This is a genomic window from Synechococcus sp. MU1642 (assembly GCF_020514115.1).
Lineage (GTDB): Bacteria > Cyanobacteriota > Cyanobacteriia > PCC-6307 > Cyanobiaceae > Parasynechococcus.
This window is the reverse complement of the sequence record NZ_VTKZ01000014.1, coordinates 21,057-44,403: the sequence shown is the minus strand read 5'-3', so window position 1 is coordinate 44,403 and position 23,347 is coordinate 21,057. Positions and strand designations below refer to the sequence as shown.

General features: G+C 60.3%; 27 protein-coding genes. 13 read left to right on the top strand and 14 right to left on the bottom strand.

Translation table 11 applies throughout. The features are described 5' to 3' along the window. Positions 1–134: 134 nt before the first annotated feature. Genes FZZ85_RS11030 through FZZ85_RS11015 form a run of 4 tightly spaced genes read right to left on the bottom strand, consistent with a single transcriptional unit; the run spans position 135 to position 4,967 of the window. Positions 135–938, bottom strand: coding sequence for an inositol monophosphatase family protein (locus tag FZZ85_RS11030; protein WP_226415186.1), 804 nt, complete (start codon positions 936–938; stop codon positions 135–137). Then, entirely contained in the window at positions 932–2,662 is a 1,731-nt protein-coding gene (locus tag FZZ85_RS11025) for a TolC family protein (protein WP_226415184.1), read from the bottom strand. Before FZZ85_RS11025 ends, FZZ85_RS11030 begins: the two co-directional genes overlap by 7 nt. Before the next feature lie 24 nt (positions 2,663–2,686). Further along, the gene (locus FZZ85_RS11020) at positions 2,687–4,084 is read right to left on the bottom strand and encodes a TIGR03279 family radical SAM protein (RefSeq protein WP_226415182.1); all 1,398 of its coding nucleotides are present in this window, start codon (positions 4,082–4,084) and stop codon (positions 2,687–2,689) included. 19 nt (positions 4,085–4,103) lie between these two features. Next, positions 4,104–4,967, bottom strand: a complete 864-nt coding sequence (locus tag FZZ85_RS11015) for an undecaprenyl-diphosphate phosphatase (protein ID WP_226415180.1) — start codon at positions 4,965–4,967, stop codon at positions 4,104–4,106. A gap of 110 nt (positions 4,968–5,077) precedes the next feature. Here FZZ85_RS11015 and FZZ85_RS11010 point away from each other — a divergent pair, with 110 nt between their 5' ends. The 3 genes from FZZ85_RS11010 (at position 5,078) to nadB (ending at position 8,039) form a co-directional block, all read left to right on the top strand. Further along, entirely contained in the window at positions 5,078–5,788 is a 711-nt protein-coding gene (locus tag FZZ85_RS11010) for a DUF3120 domain-containing protein (protein WP_226415178.1), read from the top strand. Positions 5,789–5,902: 114 nt separating this feature from the next. Continuing rightward, a complete protein-coding gene (gene psbU / locus FZZ85_RS11005) occupies positions 5,903–6,310 on the top strand; it encodes a photosystem II complex extrinsic protein PsbU (protein WP_186493929.1) in 408 nt (135 codons plus the stop codon). 70 nt (positions 6,311–6,380) lie between these two features. After that, positions 6,381–8,039, top strand: coding sequence for an L-aspartate oxidase (nadB, locus tag FZZ85_RS11000; RefSeq protein WP_226415192.1), 1,659 nt, complete (start codon positions 6,381–6,383; stop codon positions 8,037–8,039). Between the two features lie 13 nt (positions 8,040–8,052). Here nadB and FZZ85_RS10995 read toward each other — a convergent pair whose 3' ends face one another. Then, positions 8,053–8,982 carry a vitamin K epoxide reductase family protein gene (locus FZZ85_RS10995; protein WP_226415176.1) on the bottom strand — a complete coding sequence of 310 codons (930 nt, stop codon included), beginning with the start codon at positions 8,980–8,982 and terminating at the stop codon, positions 8,053–8,055. Positions 8,983–9,067: 85 nt separating this feature from the next. Between FZZ85_RS10995 and rimO the strand changes: the two genes are divergently transcribed. Continuing rightward, the gene (gene rimO, locus FZZ85_RS10990; protein WP_226415174.1) at positions 9,068–10,444 is read left to right on the top strand and encodes a 30S ribosomal protein S12 methylthiotransferase RimO; all 1,377 of its coding nucleotides are present in this window, start codon (positions 9,068–9,070) and stop codon (positions 10,442–10,444) included. Further along, positions 10,441–11,664, top strand: coding sequence for an MFS transporter (locus tag FZZ85_RS10985; RefSeq protein WP_226415171.1), 1,224 nt, complete (start codon positions 10,441–10,443; stop codon positions 11,662–11,664). Before rimO ends, FZZ85_RS10985 begins: the two co-directional genes overlap by 4 nt. Here the strand turns inward: FZZ85_RS10985 and FZZ85_RS10980 are convergent. Beyond that, entirely contained in the window at positions 11,657–11,749 is a 93-nt protein-coding gene (locus tag FZZ85_RS10980) for a hypothetical protein (RefSeq protein ID WP_011365270.1), read from the bottom strand. The genes FZZ85_RS10985 and FZZ85_RS10980 overlap by 8 nt on opposite strands. Before the next feature lie 144 nt (positions 11,750–11,893). Between FZZ85_RS10980 and FZZ85_RS12095 the strand changes: the two genes are divergently transcribed. Further along, positions 11,894–12,019, top strand: coding sequence for a hypothetical protein (locus FZZ85_RS12095; RefSeq protein ID WP_255616190.1), 126 nt, complete (start codon positions 11,894–11,896; stop codon positions 12,017–12,019). A gap of 37 nt (positions 12,020–12,056) precedes the next feature. Here the strand turns inward: FZZ85_RS12095 and FZZ85_RS10975 are convergent, their stop codons facing one another. From FZZ85_RS10975 to FZZ85_RS10960, 4 genes are read right to left on the bottom strand one after another with little or no spacing between them, the layout of a single operon-like run. Next, positions 12,057–12,464: a DUF4346 domain-containing protein gene (locus FZZ85_RS10975; protein WP_226415169.1), complete on the bottom strand. Its 408-nt coding sequence runs from the start codon at positions 12,462–12,464 to the stop codon at positions 12,057–12,059. Between the two features lie 9 nt (positions 12,465–12,473). Further along, positions 12,474–13,649: a GNAT family N-acetyltransferase gene (locus FZZ85_RS10970; protein WP_226415167.1), complete on the bottom strand. Its 1,176-nt coding sequence runs from the start codon at positions 13,647–13,649 to the stop codon at positions 12,474–12,476. A 33-nt stretch (positions 13,650–13,682) separates the two neighbouring features. Next, positions 13,683–14,360: a dihydrofolate reductase family protein gene (locus tag FZZ85_RS10965; protein ID WP_226415165.1), complete on the bottom strand. Its 678-nt coding sequence runs from the start codon at positions 14,358–14,360 to the stop codon at positions 13,683–13,685. 11 nt (positions 14,361–14,371) lie between these two features. Next, positions 14,372–15,292: a 6-carboxytetrahydropterin synthase gene (locus tag FZZ85_RS10960; RefSeq protein WP_226415163.1), complete on the bottom strand. Its 921-nt coding sequence runs from the start codon at positions 15,290–15,292 to the stop codon at positions 14,372–14,374. 51 nt (positions 15,293–15,343) lie between these two features. Here FZZ85_RS10960 and FZZ85_RS10955 point away from each other — a divergent pair, with 51 nt between their 5' ends. After that, positions 15,344–15,919, top strand: a complete 576-nt coding sequence (locus FZZ85_RS10955; protein WP_226415161.1) for a shikimate kinase — start codon at positions 15,344–15,346, stop codon at positions 15,917–15,919. A 2-nt stretch (positions 15,920–15,921) separates the two neighbouring features. On the opposite strand, the gene FZZ85_RS10950 is transcribed toward FZZ85_RS10955, so the two are convergent. Then, positions 15,922–16,185 (bottom strand): chlororespiratory reduction protein 7, encoded by a 264-nt coding sequence (locus tag FZZ85_RS10950; protein WP_226415159.1) that lies wholly within the window; start codon positions 16,183–16,185, stop codon positions 15,922–15,924. On the opposite strand from FZZ85_RS10950, the gene FZZ85_RS10945 reads away from it, so the two are divergent. Then, a complete protein-coding gene (locus tag FZZ85_RS10945; protein WP_370631187.1) occupies positions 16,184–16,861 on the top strand; it encodes a DUF6816 family protein in 678 nt (225 codons plus the stop codon). The genes FZZ85_RS10950 and FZZ85_RS10945 overlap by 2 nt on opposite strands. On the opposite strand, the gene FZZ85_RS10940 is transcribed toward FZZ85_RS10945, so the two are convergent. Next, positions 16,827–17,552: a glutathione S-transferase family protein gene (locus FZZ85_RS10940; protein WP_226415190.1), complete on the bottom strand. Its 726-nt coding sequence runs from the start codon at positions 17,550–17,552 to the stop codon at positions 16,827–16,829. The genes FZZ85_RS10945 and FZZ85_RS10940 overlap by 35 nt on opposite strands. 136 nt (positions 17,553–17,688) lie before the next feature. Next, complete coding sequence (locus tag FZZ85_RS10935) at positions 17,689–18,402, bottom strand: hypothetical protein (protein WP_226415155.1); 714 nt, start codon at positions 18,400–18,402, stop codon at positions 17,689–17,691. A gap of 383 nt (positions 18,403–18,785) precedes the next feature. Between FZZ85_RS10935 and FZZ85_RS10930 the strand changes: the two genes are divergently transcribed. The 5 genes from FZZ85_RS10930 to FZZ85_RS10910 all read left to right on the top strand — a co-directional run bounded on the left by FZZ85_RS10930 (position 18,786) and on the right by FZZ85_RS10910 (position 23,052). After that, positions 18,786–18,992: a DUF751 family protein gene (locus FZZ85_RS10930; protein WP_226415153.1), complete on the top strand. Its 207-nt coding sequence runs from the start codon at positions 18,786–18,788 to the stop codon at positions 18,990–18,992. After that, positions 18,992–19,396 carry a 30S ribosome-binding factor RbfA gene (gene rbfA, locus FZZ85_RS10925; RefSeq protein ID WP_226415151.1) on the top strand — a complete coding sequence of 135 codons (405 nt, stop codon included), beginning with the start codon at positions 18,992–18,994 and terminating at the stop codon, positions 19,394–19,396. The genes FZZ85_RS10930 and rbfA overlap by 1 nt, the downstream gene beginning before the upstream one ends. After that, positions 19,377–20,993 (top strand): glycoside hydrolase family 3 N-terminal domain-containing protein, encoded by a 1,617-nt coding sequence (locus tag FZZ85_RS10920; protein WP_226415149.1) that lies wholly within the window; start codon positions 19,377–19,379, stop codon positions 20,991–20,993. The genes rbfA and FZZ85_RS10920 overlap by 20 nt, the downstream gene beginning before the upstream one ends. A 62-nt stretch (positions 20,994–21,055) precedes the next feature. After that, positions 21,056–22,258, top strand: a complete 1,203-nt coding sequence (locus FZZ85_RS10915; RefSeq protein ID WP_226415146.1) for a glycosyltransferase — start codon at positions 21,056–21,058, stop codon at positions 22,256–22,258. Then, positions 22,255–23,052 carry a uroporphyrinogen-III synthase gene (locus FZZ85_RS10910; RefSeq protein WP_226415143.1) on the top strand — a complete coding sequence of 266 codons (798 nt, stop codon included), beginning with the start codon at positions 22,255–22,257 and terminating at the stop codon, positions 23,050–23,052. The genes FZZ85_RS10915 and FZZ85_RS10910 overlap by 4 nt, the downstream gene beginning before the upstream one ends. Here FZZ85_RS10910 and FZZ85_RS10905 read toward each other — a convergent pair. Continuing rightward, entirely contained in the window at positions 23,028–23,306 is a 279-nt protein-coding gene (locus FZZ85_RS10905; protein ID WP_226415140.1) for a hypothetical protein, read from the bottom strand. The genes FZZ85_RS10910 and FZZ85_RS10905 overlap by 25 nt on opposite strands. Positions 23,307–23,347: the final 41 nt, after the last annotated feature.

The window sequence follows — 23,347 nt, the reverse complement described above, 5'->3', positions numbered from 1 at the left end:
CTCTTGGTCTCGTAAGTCGCCTCAGACACATCAAGGCTTTCGCCTCAAGCGCTTCGGCTTGCGCAACAGCCTCTCGGCTCCCGCGCAAGACAAAACCATAACACCACCACCTTCTGGGGTGCAATAGCAATGTTTCAGCGCTGCACCAGAGCCTCTCCCCAGGGGAGGAAACACGCCAAATGAGCCCATGAACCGGCCGCCAACATCGGGAATCCACTGTCAGCGACGTCTTCTCCAGGAGAGAGCTGCGCAGGATCGGCATCCAACCAGCGAATCGGACAACCCAGTTCGTCAAGCACCAACCATGCAGCTGCCAGATCCCAAATCTTTGGCGTGGCCTCCAGTGAAGCGATGGTCTGACCCATCGCAACACTCACCAAATTGAGGCTGGCGACACCAAAAAGACGAATCTTTCCTGGGAAGCGCTGATCAGGCTTGCGCTGCAGCACACGAATCGAGCGGCTGCAGAGCGAAACACAGGCACTGGTGGCCAAGGCTCGGGTCTCCGACGTCAGCGGTTGATTGTTTCGTGTGGCACCGCGACCACGCAAAGCGACAAAGCGTTGGTCCAGCGCTGGCACATCCAGGAAAACCTCACTGGGACGACCATCGACGAAGCGCGCCACCGAAATCGCCCAATAGGGAATGCCGGCCGCAAAGTTAGTGGTTCCATCTAGGGGATCAACCACCCAATAGGCCCGCGACGTAGGAACTGTTTTTGATCCCTCCTCGCTGAGGACACCCTCCCCAGGGGCGATGCTTGCCAACCCCTCCACCAAAGCTGCATCACTCCAGCGATCGCAATCTGTGATTAACGAACCATCAGGCTTTACATCGGAACCGATCTGGCCAAAATCTTGGAGTTGACGAGCACGGATGCGATTCAGCAACAGATGAACGGCGCCCAGTTGATCGTCACTGAGCACCAACGTCACCACGGAGGCTGAACAGGACTGTCATTAGTTTGATTTACCGACGAACCTCCAGTAGCCACAGATGGACAGGCGGTCTTGAGCGGCCTTGGCTCAATAGGAATCGGTTCTTGATCAGGCTCTGGCTTGGTCCCAGGTAGGGAGACCGCGTTGCAGGCGATCAAGGCATCCAGTCCTGTGCGGCGCTGAAGGGTCGCCAAATTGGTGTTGTAATCATTAATGGCACGGGCGTATTTCAACTCAGCCTGAGTGAGATCACGCTGGCTGTTAACCACCTCTCTCTGAACCCCAACGCCCGCTTGGACTCGCAGCTGAGACAGCCGAAGAGATTCTTGTGATGAAAGAACCTCGGTGGCTGTGGTGTCAATACTCTGAATGGCGGCTCGCAAACCAAAAAAGCTTCTCTCCACCTGAAGACGGATCTGATCGCGAGTTCTCGCAAAATTGAGGCGGCTTTCTTCCGCAGCCTGCTTAGAGCGCCTGTATTCAGCACGAGCACGCCCACCATCAAACAAGCGCCAGCTCGCTGTCAGGGCAGTGCTGTTCTGCACACCATAAGTGAAATCCCCCATATCGATATCACCTAAAGAAGTTTGGCCGTTTTGCCCTTCCGTGCGCGACACCGAGGTGGAATTCACGAATCTCAGGACAGGCTGCACTGCCGCAAGGGACGCATTGGCTTGACTGTTGTTGATCGAGATGTCAAGGATCAGTTGATCGAGTTCTTCGCTGTAGTTGTAAGCAGCAATAATGCTTTCTTGAAGTGAGGGCTCCCATAACCCCAAGGGTGACGAGGGCGTCGCGGCGGTGGGAGTGACGTCCTGAGGGAGGTCGAGCAGACTGGCCAGGTTGCGGCGCTGAGTGTCCTGATCACGCAGATTGGTTGTCAGGATGTTGCGATCACGAGCCAGCTGGGTCTCCGCTTCGAGGACCTCCAGCTTTGTATTCACCCCTGCGTTGAAACGCGCCCGCGCATCGCGGTAGCTGACCAGTGACGCTTTAACAGAGTCCTGGCCGATACGTACGCCTTCATCGACTTGCTGCAGCGCGAAGTAGGCCGTCTGCACCTCGAGACGAAGATCACGAAGAGCAATTAAATAGGAGTCCCCGGCTCGCTCGAAGCGATCTCGAGCTGCAGCAATCTGAGGAACGCGGGCGGGGTTAATCAGATCCCAACTGAACTGCAAGCTGCCATTGACCCGCCACTCGCGGCCATAGAGCTCATTGTTGGGATTGCCTGTCAGAGGATCTGTGGTGACGAAATCTGGGTTCCGATAGGAGTAGGAAGCAAAGTATTCAGGGAGACCGCTTGCAGACAGGTCGATGGTGGGATACCAGGCGGCAACAGCTGCACGCAAAGATGATTTCGCTTGATCAACCTGACTAGCCGCAGCCTTCAGTGTTGGGCTATTGACCTCGGCCAGCTGAATGGCTTCTGTGAGCGTGAGAGGACGCAGCTCATGGATGCGCACCTGAGAGGGAACATCTGGAAGAGCCAAAGGTGGAGGAGCAACCAGATTTTCGAGGGATGGCGGCAAAGCATCCACTGCTGGAGGAAAACTTGAGGGGTCTGCCTTGGGACGAGCACCCTTCAGATCAATCGCATCCGGGAGCATTGTCTGGTCAACCAAGGCAGACTCAGCCTGAACAGCGTGTTCGCTGAGAGCAGGGAGAAAATCGGTTAAAACAACGCCAGCAACGAGGCAGATACCCGCAGTGATCCGGCGCACAACACAAAAAGTATTTAGCTGAGCTTAGGGACTTTTTCCTAGTGCATCCAAAACCGAGGCCACGATGTCAGCCGCCCCATGCACGATCCGGATGGGGACCGGCAGCTGTGCGGCCAGGGCCTCCAGGGTCATGTCATCCAGAAAGACAGGCTCCCCCTGTCGCAGCATCACCGACGGAAGCAGCAGCTCATCGCCCAGCTCTTGACCCTGCAGGCCAGTGAGCAGATCCTGTCCCGTCAGCAGTCCGGTCACCACCTGCTCTTGCCCCCAATAGGGACTCGGCAACCCGATCAGATGAAACTCGACGCCATCAACAGCATTCAGCCGTTCAGCCACAGGCTGCAACGCCTGAGCCACGATTTGTCCGACCACCCAGCTGCAACGACGGGGCCCAGGGACGATGCTGGGCAAATCCTCAGTTGCGGCATCCAATGCTTCAAGGAAGGCACGGATGCTGCCTACGCCGTTTTCCTGCTGCGGGAGATCCTCGTAATTATCCCGGGGAGGCAAAGGCAATCCCGCCAACAAATACCACTCATCGGAGAGCCAAACAAAACGGGTGCCCAATACCTCCTGAAAATGCTGCTGCATAGGTTCCACCTGAGCAATCACCCTGCGGGCGCAGTCAAGATCCACAGGAGCCAAGCCGTCGTCCGCCGGCCTGAAGCGGGTGAGCCCCACCGGCACCACCGCCGCAGACAGCACCGCCGGCAGAGGGCCTGCCGCGAAGGAGGCGAGGTCGTTCAGCGTTCTCTCCAGGGCAGGACCGTCGTTCAGCCCTGGGCAAACGACAACCTGGGCATGGATCTGTAGATCACGCTGGTCAAACCAGGCGAATTGGTCCATTACCTGGGCAGCCCGCGGATTCACCAGCAGTCGTGAGCGCAACTCGGGATCCGTTGCATGCACCGAAACAAACAAAGGCGATAAGCGCTGCTCCTCAATCCGCTTCCAGTCGGCCTCGCCCAAGTTGGTGAGCGTCAGATAGGAGCCGTACAGAAAACTCAGCCGATAATCGTCGTCTTTGAGATACAGGCTGTCGCGCCGCCCAGGGGGCTGCTGATCGATGAAACAGAAAGGACAGTTGTTGTTGCACTGGCGCAAGCCATCGAAGAGAGCCTCGGTGAAGGCCAGCCCAAGGCCTTCATCGGCATCTTTCTCCAGCTCCACCCGATGCAGCGCACCCTTTGCATCACGCACCTCAAGACAAAGCTCCTCCTCCGCGCAGAGGTAGCGGTAATCGATCAGATCGCGTGGGCGAATGCCATTGATACTGAGCAACTGATCGCCCGGCTCAAAACCCAGCTCCTCCCCAATCGAGCCGGGCTCCACGGACGCCACCACCGCCGGCTGCGGTTGACGACCATTGCTACTTGGATCCAGAGCTGCAACAGCAACCCCGGCGGATGGCTCATTCCACACAAGCCGGCTTCATCTGAACTCAGTGTGCGCCGTAAACGCCCCAGTAGACCAGCAGCAGCAGCCCGAAGAGCAGCCGGTAGGCGACAAAAAGCCAGGTGCTGTTGCGCTGCAGGAAATTCAGCAACCAATCGATCGCCAGCCACGACACCACTGCAGCCGAACCAATTCCGACCAGCAACGGCAGGGGACCGGTGCTAGGGCTAGCGCTCAAAGCATCCTTGAGCTCCACCAGACCCGCGATGGTGATGGCGGGAATGCCCAAGAGAAAGGAAAAGCGGGCTGCATCAGCACGCTGCCAGCCGTCGAATAGAGCCGCTGTAAGGGTACTGCCGGAACGCGACACCCCCGGGAGCAACGCAAGCGCCTGGGCCAGTCCCACCAGAAGGCCATCACGACCTGAAACCACTGGAAGCTGCTTGCGCCGAGCGCCGACCCGTTCAGCCAGGGCCAGCAGCAGCGCCATCACAATCGAGACGATGGCAATAGAGGGAATACTGCGCAGGGGTGAATGTTCATAGCCCTGGGCCCAGGTGAATTTGATCCCTAAACCGATCAGCAAAATCGGCAGGGTGCCCAACACCATGGCGAACCCAAGACGCGCCTCTGGTTCACGCCACTGGCCATAGCGAAAGGCGCGGCTGATACCCCGCAGCACCTGGCTGAGATCGGTGCAGAAATAGGCGATGACGGCAATGACACTGCCCAGCTGAATGGCAGCGGTCACGGAGACACCCGGATCGCCCCAACCCAAAAGCTCAGGAACCACCTTCAAATGGGCGGTGCTGCTGATCGGCAGAAATTCAGTGAGCCCTTGGATCACCCCCAACACCAGATCACGCCAGCAGGCCTCAAGCAGGGTGAGGGATGCAGAGGGGTCCGCCATCAACATATATATGTCGCTTTGACGGTATCCCCGGCAGGCGTAGCGGGCATGTCAGCCGCGTCACTTGGAGATGTCTTCTAAGGTTCCGTGACTTTCTTCACAATGGACATTTGATCGGCGGTACCTGGCAAACCTCAGCCCCCGCGCGGTCGTGGTCCTTCCCTGTGGCCCGCATCGCCGCAGCAATGGTGGTGCTGCCGGTGTTCCTTCAAGCTCCCTGGGTGCGACTGGATCCGTTTTCGGCCACGTTGTTCACTGCGGTGCTGATTGCAGCCGGCCTTGTACTGCATCAGAGCCGCTCCCAGACGGCATCCGACCTGGGTTCACTAATGGTGGGCTTCAGCGGAAGCTGGCTCGCGGGTTGTATTTTCTGGGGTTGGCTGCGAGCCCATCCCGTACTGCACCTACCGGTGGAAGCTTTCGCTTTACCTGTGGCCCTGGGAGGCCTACAAGGGCGCTGGCGCCTGGCGGCGACGTTTTATCTGTCGTCCCTGGTGGGCACAGCCTGTACAGACCTGGCCATGGCGGCCACCGGAGTGATGCAGTTCTGGCCCGCGGTGGTAACCGCCTCCCTGGATCAAGCGCCGCTACTGCTTCATCAAGCGGGGGTGTATCTGCTCCAACCCCTCCCTCTTGCCACCCTGCTGATCTCAGCACTCCTGGTGCTGATGGCTGGGCGTCGCCTGAGCAAAAACATCAGCGGTTTCGCAGGTGATGCTGGATCCATGGCAGCTGCCGTCTTAATCACCACCCTGTGGGTGGACGGCTTGTTCCTGCTTTCGGCCTTGCTGCAGCCCGGGCTAAGTGGCCTGATCGAGTGAAACGAACTGCAAAAGCTCCACCGATTCAGGGGCTTGAACGGCGCAACGACTTGTAGTCTTCCGGAGCCGGCACCGCCGGTCGACCCGTTCCGACCCCCCTGATCGAGAGTTGAGATGAAGCGGCTTCTGAGCTGGCTGACCGGCGCCCTGGTTATGGCAAGTCTGATGGCAGGCCTTGTGCTTCCCAGCAGCGTCCACGCCGAAGACGACCTTCGCGACAAGTATTCCGGCAACGTGATCCGCAACGTTGTTGACGACAAGATCGCTGAACGTGAAGGAAAAGTTGACCTCAACAATTCTTCCGTCCGGCGTTTCCAGCAGTTCCCTGGGATGTATCCGACCATGGCTGGAAAGATCGTTCTGGGTGGTCCTTACGACAGCGTCGACGATGTGCTGTCGCTTGATCTGACCGAGCGTCAGCAGGAGTTGTTCGCTAAGTACCGCGACAACTTCACCGTCACCCCTCCCTCAATTGCTCTGAACGAGGGCGACGACCGCATCAATGACGGCCAATACCGCTGATTTTTAACTCCGTCACACTGGTTGTAACTGGTTGAACCGCCGGACCACCGGCGGTTTTTTTGTCCCCTTGATGACCCAGCCCCGCAGCTCTGATCCCATCCCCTCAGGTCCCTGGGACGTGGTAGTGATCGGTGCCGGGGCTGCTGGCTTGATGACCTGCCTTGATCTGCCCCCTGGGCTCAAGGTGCTGCTGCTCAACCGCAACACAGGACGGCGTTCCTGCAGCCGCTGGGCCCAGGGGGGCATCGCCGCAGTGACCCGCAAAGAGGACAGCGCCGAAAACCATGCGGAGGACACCATTCTGGCTGGAGCCGGCCTTTGTGATGGCGATGCGGTGCGGCTGTTGGTACATGAGGCACCCCATTGCGTGGAGCGCCTGGGGCAGCTGGGGATGGCCTTCGACCGGGATCAGGACGGCCTGGCCACCACCCTGGAAGCAGCCCACAGCCACAGACGAGTGCTGCATGTGCAAGACCGCACCGGGCGAGCCCTGGTGGATGTGCTGCGGGATCGTGTAGAGCAGCGGCCGGGGTTGTTGCACCGCCGCGGCGTTCGCGTAACGCAGCTGCTGGTGCGCGATGGGCGCTGTTGCGGCATACAGGTGCTGGATGGGGCACATCTTCACGGGATCGAAGCTCGCGCCGTGGTGCTGGCCAGCGGCGGGGGTGGCCATCTGTTCGCAAACACCACAAACCCTGCCCAGGCCTGCGGCGAAGGCATCGCTCTCGCTTGGCAGGCAGGCGCAGCCGTGGAAGATCTGGAATTCGTCCAGTTCCATCCAACGGCCATCCGCCTGGATGACGCCCCCTGCTTTCTGATCTCCGAAGCAGTTCGTGGCGAGGGCGGGGTGCTGGTGGATGCACTCGGAGGCAGCCCTGTGGCCCACCTGCCCCAACGCGACCTCTCACCGCGGGACCAGGTGAGCCGAGCCTTGATGCAGGCCATGCAGCGGCAGCAGGTGAAACAGATGTGGCTCGACTTCGCCGCCATCCCACGCGACCAGGCGGAGCGACGCTTTCCAACAATCCTGGACCGCTGCGACGAACTCGGACTGAATCCGTTGGAACAGCCGATCCCCGTGGCCCCAGCCGCCCACTACTGGATGGGAGGTGTGGCCACAGACCTGCAGGCCGCCACCACGCTGCCGGGGCTCTATGCCGTGGGGGAGGTGGCATGCACTGGCCTGCATGGCGCCAACCGACTGGCCAGCAACTCCCTGATGGAATGCCTGGTGTTCGCCCATCGCCTCAAAGAGATCGAGCTCGGCCCCGTCCCAACGGCCCGCGCCCAAGGCACATCGCAAAAGCTCGCTTTGGACCTCGACGGCGGCAGCAGCTCGCAATTGATAGACGCGATCGAGCAGCTTCGACAGCTCTGCTGGCGACGGGCAGGGGTGGAACGATCCGCCGTTGGACTGCGCCAGGCCATCGGCAAAGTCAAAACCGACGAACAGCACCTGGAGCAGCAGGCGCTGCTGCAAGCCCTCCTGCAGGAGGACCCCTGTGCCCCCAGGCATTTAGCTGAAAGCAGCCGACGCGATCTAAACCTGTTGCTGGATCTCCACCACAGGTTGCTGACAAGCCGTCTGATGCTGGAGGCCTGCATGTTTCGCGAAGAAAGTCGAGGAGGGCACTACCGCAGCGATGCTCCCGCCCCGCTGCCGCAATGGATGCAGCATTCCCGGCAGCAACGGCAGCGAGGCATCATCACCCGTGCCGTCCGGGACTAAGAGCATCCCTGATTCAGAATTCGGTGTCGCCCTTGTAGCCGCTGAGTTCCGCCAGGGCGTCGAGCCCTTTCACCCCGGAATCAATACTGCCGTTGATCTCCCAGCTAGGGAAACCCTCCAATCCTTTGCTGCGGCACAGTTCGACCTGGTTGTTCTCACCATCCGGCGCACACTCCACCACCTTCAGCTGATCGGAGGCCTCCTTGCCGAACAACTCCTTCTGTTCATGGCAGTGGGGGCACCAGTAGGCGGAGTACATCACGGCGCCGCTGCTGGTGAGGTGCTCAGCCAAGGCAATCGAAGCTGGCGTGCTCTTGGTGGTGACAAGCGGTGCGACGCCGGATCCGCTGGCCACGGCCTCTGGCCGATTCGGATCCACCACAGACGCCCAAATCAAGCCCCCCAACAGCACCGTCAGGGCCAGAAGCACGCCGCGAAATAGCAGCTGCCCCAAGTCGTCCCAACCGCCACCAACGATGGACAACACGAACAGGGCGAGTGACAGCCCTGCGGAGAGAACGCAGAAGAAGCAGAAGGCCTGAATCTTGAGCATCATCACCCCCAGCAGCACACCGCTGAAGACAGCCATAGCCAGAGAAACCGTGAACAGGCCCCACCAGGTGCGGCGTGACAGGTCGCTCTTGTTCTCCTGCAGCCCAGGCAGCAAAGGCAGCAGCGCCATCAGCAGCACGGCCCCGTAGGCCAACACCCCCACCATCGACAGCGGAATCCCGGCGAAGAGCGTCCCCCAAGCACTGTTGAGCACCTTGTCGCAGCCATCGGCCCCCATCGGACAGGTGAGGTTGCCGAGCAGACCCCAGCGCTTCAGGGTGATCGAACCGGTGTCGATCAACCCTGCAGTTGCCAGCACCGCCATGGCAATGCGAGACCACTTAGCCCCGGAATCCTGGCGGCGACGGCTGATGAGACGGGTGGTGCCCATCCTTGATCTTCAAGTGATCAGATTCTGTCAGTTCTGGCGTGATCAGACCGCTTCGTAGGCTGATCATTGGCCTGCCGGCGACGTGATGACAAGCACCCCGACGAAACCGAAGGTCGCCTTCGCCCACCTGGGCTGCGAAAAAAATCGGGTAGACACCGAACACATGGTGGGGCTGCTGGCGGAAGCGGGCTATGGCGTCAGCACCGATGAACGCGATGCCGCCGTGGTGGTGGTGAACACCTGCAGCTTCATCCAGGACGCCCGCGAAGAATCGGTTCGCATCCTGGTGGGTCTGGCGGAACAGGGAAAGGAATTAATCATCGCGGGATGCCTGGCCCAGCATTTCCAGGAGGAGTTGCTGGAGTCGATCCCCGAGGCCAAAGCCATCGTGGGAACCGGCGACTACCAGCACATCGTGGATGTGCTGCAACGGGTGGAAGCGGGGGAGCGGGTGAACCAGGTCAGCGCCGTTCCCACCTTTGTGGGTGACGAACACCTGCCGCGCCAGCGCACCACCGACCAAGCAGTGGCCTTCCTCAAAGTGGCTGAAGGCTGCGACTATCGCTGCGCCTTCTGCATCATTCCGAAGCTACGGGGAGATCAGCGCAGCCGACCGATTGAATCGATCGTGGCCGAAGCCCACCAACTGGCCGAACAGGGGGTGCAGGAGCTGATCCTGATCAGCCAGATCACCACCAACTACGGCCTTGACCTTTACGGCAAACCCAAGCTGGCAGAACTACTGCGGGCCCTGGGCGAGGTGGAGATCCCTTGGATCCGGGTGCACTACGCCTATCCCACCGGTCTGACCCCAGATGTGCTGGCCGCTTACAGGGAGGTGCCCAATGTGGTGCCTTATCTCGATCTGCCGTTGCAACACAGCCATCCGGAGGTGCTTCGGGCGATGAATCGCCCCTGGCAGGCGGATGTGAACGACCGCCTGCTGGATCAGATCCGCGAACAACTCCCCGACGCGGTGCTGCGCACCACGCTGATCGTGGGGTTCCCTGGCGAAACCGAAAAGCACTTCCAACATCTGATGGGCTTCCTCGAGCACCAGCGCTTTGATCACGTGGGTGTGTTCACCTTTTCCCCTGAGGACGGCACGGCAGCTGCCGACCTGCCAGATCGCGTCGATCCCGAGGTGGCTCAGGCCCGCAAGGATGCACTGATGGCTCTGCAACAACCCATTTCGGCGGAACGGAACAGCCGCTGGGTAGGGCGCACTGTTGACGTGCTGATCGAACAGCACAACCCGCAAAACGGCGAAATGATCGGTCGCTGCGCCCGCTTTGCACCCGAAGTGGACGGTGAAGTGCGGGTGCAACCCGGCGACGATGGTCAGCAGGCCGCTCCAGGCAGCCTGGTACCAGTAGAGATCACCGGGGCCGACATCTACGACCTCAGCGGGCGGGTTGTTGGTGCCCGCGCCATGGTGGCCGCAGCGAGACGCCAGGGTTGACCCTTCTCCAACTGCGGGCCGAACATCAACGCCAGCTTTTTCTGATCGCCTCCGGCATGAGCACGGCGGGTTCTTTCGCCGGCATCACCGCCAAGGGCTGGATTCTGATGAAAGGGGGCGTGGATCCCTTCGTGCTTGCCTTGAACTTCGCCGCGCTATCGCTGCCCACACTGCTGGTGAGTGGTCCTGCGGGAGTGCGCACCGACCGCGTTGGCTGTGAACAGGTGCTGGTTCAGGCGCAATGGGCACTGCTGGCCTCTTCTGGCCTAGGAGCCCTGGCGATCCCCCTGCTGGAAGGCACAGCCCAGGTACTGCTGCTGCTGTTCAGCACCCTGCTGGTAGGAATCGCAGGAGCCTACGAGCTGACGGCTCGCAACAAATACTGCTCAATTTTGGTGGAACGCCCCGACCAGCTGGCGGGCTACCTCACGAGCTTTTCGGTGGTGTTCAACGTGGGCAAGCTGGTGGGCCCCCCGATCGGCGGGTTGTTGCTGGCGGCCACTGGCCCGGCCTGGGCCCTGGGCATTGATGCGGCCAGCTATCTCCTGCCAATCGCCAGTGTGACGTTCATGCTCAACCCGAATAGGGATCAGGAAGTGCGGAGCAGCGGCGGCCGAGACGCCAGCTTGCTCAATGCCTGGCGCCAGTGCGGCAGCACCATGCAGGGGGTGCTCAGCTTCACCGCAGTGCTGTGTCTGATCGGGTTTTATCACCCGGGACTAGCCCCGTTGATTGCCTTCGATCAACTGGGGCCCAAGCCCACGGATCTGGGGCTGTTCACCAGCGTGCTGGCGAGCGGCAGCATCGTGGGCGGCCTGGTGCTGCAACGCAACAGCCAGCGTTTCTGCCGGCGCCCGTTCCTCACCCTCGGGGGCTTTGGCTTGATTACCGCAGTGGCCCAGCTGGGAATGGCCCGGACGCCAGGGCCTTTCTTCTGCCTGGCCATGGCATTTCTGATCGGCACCGGCACAGCAGGGCTGCTGAGCAGCTGCAACTTGATCAGTCAGATCGGCTCACCGCAGGTGATGCGCGGTCGCATGGCTGGGCTTAGCCAGATCGCCTTCCTGGGCGGAGGCGGGATCAGTGGATTGATCGTTGCCCTGATGGTGATGATCAGCAGCCTCTCCACGGCTTTCACAGTCACGGGTGGGCTCAGCGCTGCTGTGGCTGTGCTCTGGATGCGAAAGCGAGGTGCGAAAACGTTGGAGCCTCTTAGATGAGCTTGATTCCCTTGAGCAGCTTGGTGAGCACAAAAGCCGTCACCAGACCAGAACCAACCAGGCCGAGATAGATGCCGACGCCCATGTGCAAGTACGGAGGTGATCACCATTAGATCACCCACTGGCCTGGGTTCAGGCCAGTGCGCTTTGGGTTTGTGAGCAGCTGACACCGATTGAAAAGTATCTCCAGCAAGGCCAACCAGACGTCCATCCACCAACGCCCGAGGCCATGCGCACTCTTTTCGTTTATCCAGAGTTCCCGAAGACTTTCTGGAGTTACGAAAAAATTCTCGACGAAGGGGAAAACACCCTGTCGATGTTCCTAGATGCCCTGGAACGGGGGGAGACCGGTTGAATCCACGGCAACAAAAGAACTGCAGCCCGCCTGATCGTTAGTCCTGGACATAGACCGTGCCATCGCGCAGGCACTGCTCGGCCTTCTGCAACTCCCTCCCCAGATAGAGAGCATGGTCGAGGCAAGTGACCGGGTGTGGGCCTTCGCCTTCCGTGAGCTGAATGCCCAGCTGTTTAGCTGTATTGCCGCGATAGACGGCTGAGGGACGCCGTGGAGGATTGCCGCCGTCGCAGCGCAACACCTCACCGGTTTCCGAATCCCTGGCCAACCCCTTGTCATCGATGGTGTTGCAGTAACGCTCCAGCACCAGTTCGGCGGCTTCACGATCCAGCTTGATCAAGAAATAGCCACTGGGATCCAGAGCGATGAACCGCTGGGAAAGTCGCTGATCCAGAGCATCCATCGCCGCGGCGGTGGATGCCGGTGCTTCCGGGGTGGTGGTCATGCCTTCAACCTACAAAGCCAAGGCCTGAGGTTCCGCTTTGAAGGGCAGGTCCGCATTGATGGCCTCGATCTCCTCCAGCATCAAGCCATTCGCCTTGGGCAACCAGGTGCGGATCAATTGATCCATCTGGGGCTGATACCAACGGTGCAGGCTGGCGTGGGGACGTGCGACAAAGCCTCTCCGGCGTTTGTGGCTGCCGCCAGCTCCAGGGTCAAAGCTGACGATGCCATTGGCCAGGGCCCATTCGATCGGGGCGTAGTAACAGACTTCGAAGTGAAGACAATCAACCTCCTCGTGGCTGCCCCAGTAGCGGCCCCAAAGCTGACGACCGTCCTGCACGCACATCGACATCGCCACCGGATCGAGCGGATCACCGCGATGGGCTGAAAAGAGCACCAGCTGATCGCGGTGCAGCCGTGCCAACGCTTGAAAAAAGCTCTCCTCCAGGTACTTGCTGCCCCACGGTCCCCAGCGAGCACAGTGCTGCTCATAGAAGCGATGCATGGTCTGCAACAGCGCCAGGTCCAGCTGGTCGCCGCTGAGGGGTGTCACGGTGATCCCGCCCTTGGCTACAGCCTTGCGTTCCCGCTTGATGTTGCGGCGCTGGTTGGCATTGAAGCCCTTGAGGTAATCCTCAAAACTCTGGTCATCGCCGCGGCTCCACAGGCTTTGCTGATTCAGCCAAGCGGCACAACCGGCGGCTTCCGCCAGGGGCCGCCACTGCGGATCCACGTAGAGAAAATTGCAGCTGAGGATGCCGTTCTGTTCGCAGAAGCGATCGATCGCCCGCAACAACTCCCGGGTGAGCAGAGCCTCGTCTTCTCCAAATCGCACATGGAAGCGGTAGCCCAGCACGGGGCTGACCGGACTCATGCCTAGGAGCTTGGGGTAGTAGCGCAGCCCCAGATCCGCCGCAAGACGGGCAAAGGTCTGGTCGAACACAAACTCGCCATAGCTGTGGCCCTTGAGGAACAGAGGAGCTACCGCAATCAGCGTGTCATCGCGCCAGAGGGCCAGATGGAGGGGCTGCCAGCCCTGCTCGGGGACGGTGCTGCCTGAGCTTTCCAAAGCCTCCAGCCAGCTCCATCGGTAAAAGGGGATCGCGTCGGCTCCCACCAGGCTGTTCCACTGCTGCTCCGGGATTTCGTTGATGGAGCGATGCCAGCGGGCCGTGAGTGACGTCATTGCGACGGTGTCTTTGGCCTTGTTGCGATGACCTTAACCAGGACGGATCCTTTGGTAGCGAACAAGCCACTCCCCATCCCCGAGATCCTCAGCGCCGTCGGACTGCCAAGCACCCAGTTGCGTCAAAGCAGCTGGCAACCGCGCATCGGTGCAAGGCAACCAACTGAAGCGGCCGCCTAGGAGCTGGGGCACCAAGGTGAGCTGAAGCGCATCGACGCAATCGGCTTGCAACAGATCGGCGCTGAGTTGGGCGCCACCCAGAAGCACCAGACGCTGAATCCCAGCTTCTCCAAGCTCATTGAGCCGCTCCAGCCAGGTTGGTGCCAAAGGCAACCAACGATCAAAGCCTTGATCCACAGGCTCAGGAGCCAGCAGCCAACGTTGAAGCGGCTGATCAAAGAAACGCCAGGTGCTCGAGAAGTCAGGGGATCGGCTCACAACCACAGCAGCCGGCTGCTCCGCCCGCCCCTCGCGGCGACGTTGCTCAAGCAGCTGAGGGTTGCGGATCAAACAAGTGCACTGATGGGCCCGCAGGGTTCCGGCACCGATCAGGCAGGCATCCCCCCAGGCGAGTGCCTGCTCCAGAGCACGACGGTCGCCCTCACCCCCCAGCTGGGCGGCACCCCCATCCGGCGGAGCCAAGCGGCCATCGATGCTGATGGCCAGCACCAGCCGAACGAAGGGGCGTGAAGGGGTGGGGCGTTGTGGCATCAAGCCGTCGATCAGACGGCAGCCACGGCATCGAGAGCTGCCGGAGACACCTCCAGCTGGGGTGCTTCGGCGTAGACCTCGGCCGAATTGTTCGGGCTCTCCTGCAGCCGCACTTTGTGGAGGCTGGCGCCGATGGCCTTAATCGGGCTGGAGAGACGATCAGCGATATGAAGGGCAATGTTCTCTGCCGTGGGAACGCACTCCTCAAAGAAGGGCACATCTTTGTTGAGGAAGGTGTGGTCGAAGGGCTCGACTACCAGATCATCCACGAGGCGCTGCAGCGCGGAGAGGTCGCAGACCATGCCGGTGCGGGGATCGATCTCACCGCGCACAGTCACATCCACCAAATAGTTGTGGCCATGACCGTGGGGACGGGCGCACTTGCCGTAGATCGCTTCGTTCTCCTCCTGGCTGAGCTCCGGGCGGGCCAGTCGGTGAGCGGCGGCGAAGTGGGTGCGGATGGTGAGGAAGGCGTCCATGGGATGTCCGAGATAGTCGGCCCAAAGGCCCGGTTGTTCGTAGAGGCGCAACGCCGTGATCGGCAGATGAGGGCTGAGGCGTCGCCAAATCACCCGCACCAGGGCCTCAGTGGTGGGGAGGCAACCTGCAGGGGTGGAAACGTCAAATTCTCGCCAGGCCTCATTGAGGAAGCGGAAATCGAGCTGGCCCGTCACCTCATTGCGGATGGCGTGCTTCACCTCAGAAAGGTTGAGCACCATGCCGTCGGCGTCCAGACCGCCAGCCATGGACACAATCAGCTCGTAGTTGTGGCCATGGCCAGCAGCCATAGCGCAGGGCCCGAAACGGGCAGCATTGTCATCAGCTGACAGTTCGGGCAGCCAATAGCGATGGCTGGCACTGAAACAGGCCCTCCTGGTAATGACACAACCACGACCTTGGCCGTGCCGTGCTGGTGACTTCGTTTCAGTCATGTGACGTTCCGGCCGCGAGGCATCCTAATGAGCTATTGCCGTTTTTGAGTCATGGCGGATTCCACCCTCACCCTCAAGCAGCGTCTTGGCGGGCGCAGTCTTTATCTGGTGGGAATGATGGGCAGCGGTAAGACGAGTACTGGCCGACCCCTGGCCGAACGCCTGGGCTACGGCTTTGTGGATGCCGATGCGGTAATCGAACAAGCGGCCGGCTGCGGCATTCCGGAGATCTTTGATCGGGATGGCGAAGCGGGCTTCCGCAGCCTGGAAAGCCAAGTGCTCAGTGCCATCAGTCAGCGCCACTCCCTGGTAGTGGCCACCGGCGGCGGTGTGGTGAGCCAGCCGGAGAATTGGGGATTGCTGCACAGCGGCATTGTGATCTGGCTCGATGTGGTTCCCGATCAGTTACTGCAACGGTTGAACGCAGACAGCACGGTGCGCCCGCTGCTGCAGACCTCAGATCCTGAAGCGGCTTTCAACGCGCTGTTGAACGAGCGCCGTCCCCTCTATGCCGAAGCCGATCTAACGGTGGTCATCAACGAGGAAACTCCAGAGACCGTGGCTGACGGGATCCTGCAACTGCTGCCAAGCCTGCTGAAGGATCCGACCCAACGCCGGTCCGACTGAACTCAAGCCGTTGGCGGCTCCAACCGCACCGCAAACCACTGCAAAGTCATCCCGGGGCTGATCTCCAAATCACAGGCCGTATCGATCAACCGCTGAGCAGCTGATTCCTCATCGGGTTGATCAGCCAAATCGGCCGGCAACTGATCAAGGTTGCGCAACCAACCGCTCAGCCATGTCAACGTGTCGGCAGCGCTGAGCAGCTGCTCCGGCTTGCCTGGCTCCAGCACCACATAGTCATCAAGAGCACGGATCAGGGGATCAGACATGGAACGGGGGTTTTGGATGCTTCTGATCGGCCTCACCATCCTGCTCAATGGCGGCCCCGCCTGGGCTCAGGGAGGTCTTGAACAGCGGTTGAAAAGTTGGCCCGACTGGAGCCTGCCGGCACCCTTGCCGCGGCCCTCGAATCGAGACGACCTGATCTATCCCGACTGGTTTGCTGGGGTGTGGCAGGTGGAGAACGTTGATCTCGATGCCCCAGACGTTCCACCACTGCTGCATCAAGCACGGTTCCAAGTCGATCGACGCGGTCGACTGATCGGCGATCGCAGCTTCAATGCCACGGCCATCGGTCGTGCCCTGCTTGGGGAGCAGCTGCTGGGGGTCGAAGAAGACCCCGACTCCGCCAACCGCCAAATCGCGCGACTCAAAGGCGATCTCTATCTCGAAACCACGGTGACGGGCCGCCGTCAGGAGCGCCCGAGCACCGACACCTTCCTGGCCGACGAGTTGGTGCTGCAGATCCTGCATGCTCCCGGCCCGCCTCGGCTGAGCCGGATCGAAACTCTGAGCCGATACAACCGTTGCGGCGAGGACATCTGCGCTGAGCAGTGGCAGGGGCGCTACGCCTCACCGGGCGAGAGCCTGCGGGATCAGGCCATCGCCCAGCACCACTACCAATTGCGCTTCACACCTCTTCCAGGGTCCGCTCCATCAATTTGAGTTCGATCTGGTCCCGCCACTGGAACAGCGGCTGGAGCTTGGGGTGATCGCTCAGCCCAGGTACCCCCCTGCCTGCTAAGGCTGAGCCTGCAGAGGAGGGGAAGCAAAGCAGCGACAACTGAGCGGCAACGGCGATATCGGCCAGGGTCATGCAGTCGCCCACCAACCAGGGGCTGGCCTGCACGGATGTGGCGAGCTGCTCCAAGCTGGCAAGCAGCTCGGTGCGCTCCCTCTGGTTGACCAGTTCGGTGATGTTGCTGACCCAACCGCCGGGAATCACACCCATCACGGAACGCACGGGGTCGGGCAGATCGTCAGGCAGCAGAGCAACCCGAAGCTCGGGGTCGAGTGCCGCGGCCTGTACCAGAGAAGATCGGCCCGCCATCGCCAGCGTGGTGTCGGCCCAGTCCTCCAGCAGATGCACCTGGGCGGCCTGGCGCGGATCAACAGGAATCAGGGCAGGGTCCGGCTCCCGCTGATCTAGATGCAGCGCAATGGCGCTGGAGTCGGCAATCACCTGATCGCCATCAACCAACACGGGAACCTGCCGTTGACCGGACAGCCGGAACACCGCCACCTGACCAACGCCAGGGGTCACCTCCACGGTGCGGAAACTCAGCCCCTTGGCCTGCAACACCATCCGCACCTTGAGGCAAAATGCGGAATGGCGGAATTGATGCAGTTCCAACATGTCCAAAACAGCCAGGATGGCAAGCACAATAGCTAGCAAGTTTCAGAAGCGGTCAAAAGCAAAGAAGATTTTGTCGATAAGATCGCTTATATACAATTAAAATCAAAATCAACAAATAATTCGATGCAATTGCCTACTATTTACTTACGCTAAAGATATAGCTTAAGCGACCATTTCGGGATTGCAACTCTAGCAAAATTGCATACAAAAAGATAATCACCCCGAGCATTTCGAATAATTCCTCAAATCCTGAAATTGCTTCATAATAAAAGCCACTTCGGGATATTTGACTTGTCCTAACAAGCCAACTATTTAAAGCCTCGACGGCTATGGCACCCGACACATAAATACCACCAGCGACGAATGGTAAAAAAGACATTTGCCCACGAAGGCGCAGGAAAAAAGGCACAAACCTAAACGAAAATAACAAGAATAAAATTCCGTAAGGAATCACCCAGATTGACGCAAGAGAGGGATGCACGTATTGTCGCAATTCAGAGACAACAAAAAGCTCATGTATTTGAAAAACCTCATCAAATGAAAGAAATAAAAACACCCTGCTTAACAAAATCCAATCTTTTCTTTCGGCTGTTTTGCACGAGACACCAATTTGGCTCAACAATAAAGAGCACACAAAAAGCAACAGACCACTGTATATTGCGGGTAAATTAAACTCTTCGTCGAGATTGATTGCATCAAAAAAATCTTGGTAAAAACTCTCTGAAACCCCATAGAAGTTTATCAGCGCCTCGCTCGCAATGTGCAGAACAAAAAAACTTAAGGATATTTTGCACAGGAGTGAACAAATTTGCCGAGGGGTCGCACGCCCAAGCGAAAGCTTCTTGCCCATTAGCTTATATTAACGTGTCCTTTTATAGCACATCTTTATGGGGTTTTTATGGACTAACTACTCATATTGTATTTTAGTCGTTTAAGTTTTGGGAATTCCTTAAAATCAACGGAATTCTATAAAGCTATTTTGGCAAAATAAAGGCAATATCGCCGTTAAAATAAATCTCGAGAAACTTTCTCAATGATAAGCGCAGTGCCGAAGCGCTCGACCATATAAATGCGCAAGAAAGATCTCACGCATTTTTTCATTGGATACACTCCATACTTGCTTGCATCTCGCTCTAATCCGCTACAGAGCGTGACCTGTGCAGCGACAGTTGCCAATGTCGGAGAAACTTCGAAGTTCTACTAAGATCTTCTAACTCACTGCAACAGCTGGATATGAAAGAATTTTTCCTCAATGTCTCCCGTTACCCCCGCTACTTGGTGGCTTTCACCCTCGGGGTGATGAATTCCGTCGTTGAACCCCTGGCCGCACGCAGGAGCAATCCAATCACTGCCGTGGCCTTAATCGGCGCCTTGATCAGCGGGGGAATCAGCCTCACATTGGTGCTGCGTGCCATGGTGCATTCAGCACCGATGGCGTAATGGCACAGGGGCGTCGAGTGGAGCGGGTAGCCGCTCTGATCCGCAAAGAAGTCAGCGAACTGATGATCAACGGCATCCGGGATGAAAGGGTGCACCAGGGCATGGTGAGCATCACCGAGGTAGAGGTGTCCGGTGATCTGCAGCACTGCAAGATCTTCGTGAGCGTCTTCGGGGAAGCTCAGGAGCGCGACAAAGTGCTCGAGGGGCTTCAGGCCGCCAGCGGCTTCCTGCGGGGAGAACTGGGGCGGCGGCTGCAGATGCGGCGCGCCCCCGACGTGGTGTTCCAACTGGATCGGGGACTGGAGCGCGGCACCTCTGTACTGGGACTGCTGAATCGCCTTGAAGACGAGCGGCAGCAGCGTGGCGAGATTCCACCGGGCAGTGATGAACAGCCCGACGACTGACAATCCAGTGAATGAGAGTCTGCGGCGCCGGGTGGCAAAACTGCTGGTGGTTCGGGCCAGTGGTCATCTAAGCGACCAGCAGCGTCGCTACCCGCAGTGGGAGCTTCCAAAGAGCGAACTACAGCGTCTGCTGCGGGATGGTGTTGGTGGCGTTATTCTGCTGGGGGGCAGCGCCGTGGAGCTGCAACAACGAACCCAGCAACTGCAGAGCTGGAGTGAGCAACGGTTGCTGTTCTGCGCAGACGTTGAAGAGGGCGTTGGCCAGCGCTTCGAAGGTGCCAGCTGGCTGGTGCCGCCCCTGGCCCTCGGACGTCTCCACCAGCGGGAGCCCGAGCTGGCCGTGACTTTGACTGAGCGCTATGGCCGCTGCACCGGCGAACAGGCCCGCCGCTGCGGCCTGAACTGGGTGCTAGGCCCGGTGTGCGACGTCAACAACAACCCCGTCAACCCAGTGATCAATGTGCGGGCCTGGGGCGAAGATCCCAACAGTGCCAGCGCCCTGGCTGTGGCCTTCCTAGAGGGGCTGAAGCAAGCAGGTGTTCTTGGATGCGCCAAACACTTTCCCGGCCACGGTGACACCACCAGAGACTCCCATCTGTACTTACCGGTGCTGCCCCACAGCCGCGAACGGCTGGAGCAGATCGAACTGCCGCCTTTCCGTGCCGCCATTGCCGCCGGTGTGGACAGCGTAATGACGGCCCATTTGGTGCTTCCGGAACTGGATCCGCAGCAGCCTGCCACCCTCTCCAAAGCCGTACTCACCGATCTGCTGCGGCGCCAGATGGGGTTCAACGGGCTGGTGGTGACAGATGCCCTGGTGATGGAAGCAATCAGCGCACGACACGGCGCCGCCGAAGCAGCTGTGCTGGCCTTTGAAGCCGGGGCCGATCTGATTCTGATGCCGGCGAATGCGGATGCCGCCATCGATGGTCTCTGCGACGGTTTCAGCAGCGGCCGGCTACCCCTCGCGAGGTTGGACGAGAGCGTGCAGCGCCGGGCTCATGCGCTGGCATCGATCCCAACCAGCACACCTTCAGGTCCGATCGTCAGCGCAGCCGAGCAAGCCCTTGAGACTGAGCTGGTGCGTCACAGCATCACGGTCAGCGGCGCAGCGGTTCAACCGAATGCAGGAATCAACCTGGTGCGCGTGGATGCACTGCTTCCCAGCGCAGCCGTCCTCAGCGGCTGGTCACCGGCCCTGCGCCTCCCCGAAGCCCAGGGGTTCCGCTCGATCGTGCTGCATGGCGAGGGCCTGTCGCCCTGGAGCGGCCAGCCGGAAGCTCCCCTGGCGCTGGACCGCCTCGGAGATGGAGCAGTGATGCTGCAGCTGTTCCTGCGGGGCAACCCCTTCCGCGCCGGGCGAGATGCCCAAGAACCCTGGGCCGCAGCGATCCAACAACTGATCGCCCTCAACCGACTCGCGGGAGTGGTGATCTACGGCAGTCCTTACCTCTGGGACAGCCTGCAGCCTGTTCTACCCAGCGACTGCCCTGCCGCCTATTCCGCAGGCCAGATGCAGGAAGCCCAGCACCAAGTACTCACCGCGCTGTTCCCCACCGCATCGCCAGCTTGCAACAGCAGTGCATTCACCGACTGACCACCGCCAACCAACTGCACTGGCCAACCGCATCTAATCTCGCGCCAACCTCCAGCCTGCCCATGCTCAGCCTCTCGATGATCGTGCGCGATGAAGAGGCGCGTCTCGGAGAGTGTCTGCGCTCTGTGCTGGGCTTCGCCGACGAGATGGTGTTGGTAGATACCGGCTCCACCGATGCCACGGTGGCTATTGCCAAGGCTGCTGGAGCCAGGGTTGAACAGATCACCTGGCCGGGTGACTTCGCTCCAGCCCGCAACCAGGCCCTTGAATTTCTCAACGGTGACTGGGTGCTGGTGCTGGACGCGGACGAGCAGCTTCGACCTGAGGCCATCCCCGCACTCAAAGCCCTGATGGCCCAGCCCGATGTGCTGGTGATCAACCTGCTGCGCTACGAAGTTGGGGCCGCCATGGCGCCCTATTCCAGCGTCAGTCGTCTGTTCCGCCGCCACCCCTCGATCCAGTGGAGCCGGCCGTACCACTCGATGATCGACGACAGCGTTCGCACCCTGCTGGAGACAGAACTCCAGTGGCGCATCGCCGATTGCAGTGAGCCGGCAATCCTCCATGACGGCTACCGACCTGAGCTGCTCGCCCGCAGCGACAAGGCAGATCGGCTGCGGAGGGCGATGGAAAACGATCTGAAGAACCGTCCCGGTGATCCCTACGCCAGCGCCAAGCTCGGGGGACTGTTGATCAGCGAAGGCAAGACCGAAGACGCCATCCCCCTACTGCAAAACGGCCTAAAGCAGTGCGCGACGGCCAGTGCCGAACGCTATGAGCTGCTGCTGAATCTGGGCATGGCCCTGAGCCCCAATGATCCCACCCAAGCGGTGAGCTGCTACCGGCAAGCCCTCGAGATTCCCCTAGACACAAGGGTGAGTCTTGGAGCGCGTCTCAACCTGGCAGCCCGACTGATGGAACAGGGGGGCCTGGAGGAAGCCATCAGCCTCACCCAAACTGCCACCCAGCGTGCTCCTGAAGTGGCCCTTGCCTGGTACAACCTGGGGCTGATGCAGCGGAGGCGCGGCGACCTCGCGCACGCCCTGGAGGCCTATGGGCGTGCTCTCACCCTGGATCCCAACAACGCCGAGTGCCATCAAAACAATGCTGTAGCCCAATTAATGGGCGGCAACATCGACGCCTCTCGCAGCAGCTTCATCCGCGCCATCAACCTGCTTCAGGCGCAAGGAAGCGCAGACGCGGCTGAGCAACTGCGCGAGAAGGTGCGGGGGATCGTGAAGCTGAACGGGGAGGCTGTGGCTTGAGCCATCCCTTGCAGAGCCGAACAGTGATCGTCACCCGCGCGGCCGACCAGCAGGGGGCCGCGAGACAGCTACTGGAAGAGCTTGGGGCAACGGTGCTGGACCTTCCTGCCCTGGTGATCGGACCACCCGACCACTGGGGCCCCCTGGATGATGCCCTCGAAGACTTGGAAAGCTTTCACTGGCTGGTGTTCTCCAGCGCCAATGGCGTACAGGCCGTGGAGGAGCGGCTGCAGCGCCTCGGCCGTTGCCTGGCCCGACGCCCCGCCAGCCTCAAGATTGCGGCGGTGGGTCGCAAAACGGCGCAGGTGCTGGACGACATTGGGGCAGCCGCAGATTTCGTGCCCCCGAGCTTCGTGGCCGACAGCTTGATCGATCACTTCCCAGTCTCGGGCTGGGGCCTCAAGATGCTTTTGCCACGGGTGCAAAGCGGTGGTCGCACCCTGCTGGCGGACGCCTTCGGTGAGGCCGGGGTGCGGGTGGTGGAAGTGGCGGCCTACGAGTCCGGCTGCCCCGCCGCAATGCCGGAGCCAACAGCAGCAGCCCTAGAAGAGGGCAGGGTCGATGCCATCGCCTTCAGCAGCGGCAAGACAGCGGAGCACACCGCGCAACTGCTGGAGCAACGCTTCGGCGCTGGCTGGGCTGAACGGTTGGAGGGGGTAAAGGTGATTTCAATCGGCCCCCAGACCAGCCGCAGCTGCCTCCAATGCTTCGGCCGGATGGATGCTGAGGCCAACCCCCACGATCTCGAAGGGTTAGCCGCAGCCTGCGCTCAGGCGATGCAGAAGGGATCCTGAGGCTCATCGTTCATCGCCAGGCGAATGCAGCCGGGCGCCACATCGATGCTGAGCACCGACCATCCTCTCGGAAGCAGCACCGGTGCATCCTCGCCGCAGCGGCCATCAGATCCCATACAAATCACACCGCTACCGGTGGGGGTGGTCACCACGGCTCGTTTCTGTTTTCCCACAAGCGGAACCACCGTCAAGGTGAGGCCGGTCATGGGGGGCCTGAGCATCGGCAACAACCAGAGGGCCAAAGGGATCCGCACGTCCGCCGGGGGCAGCCTGCTGCAACTCCTTAGCAGAAGGC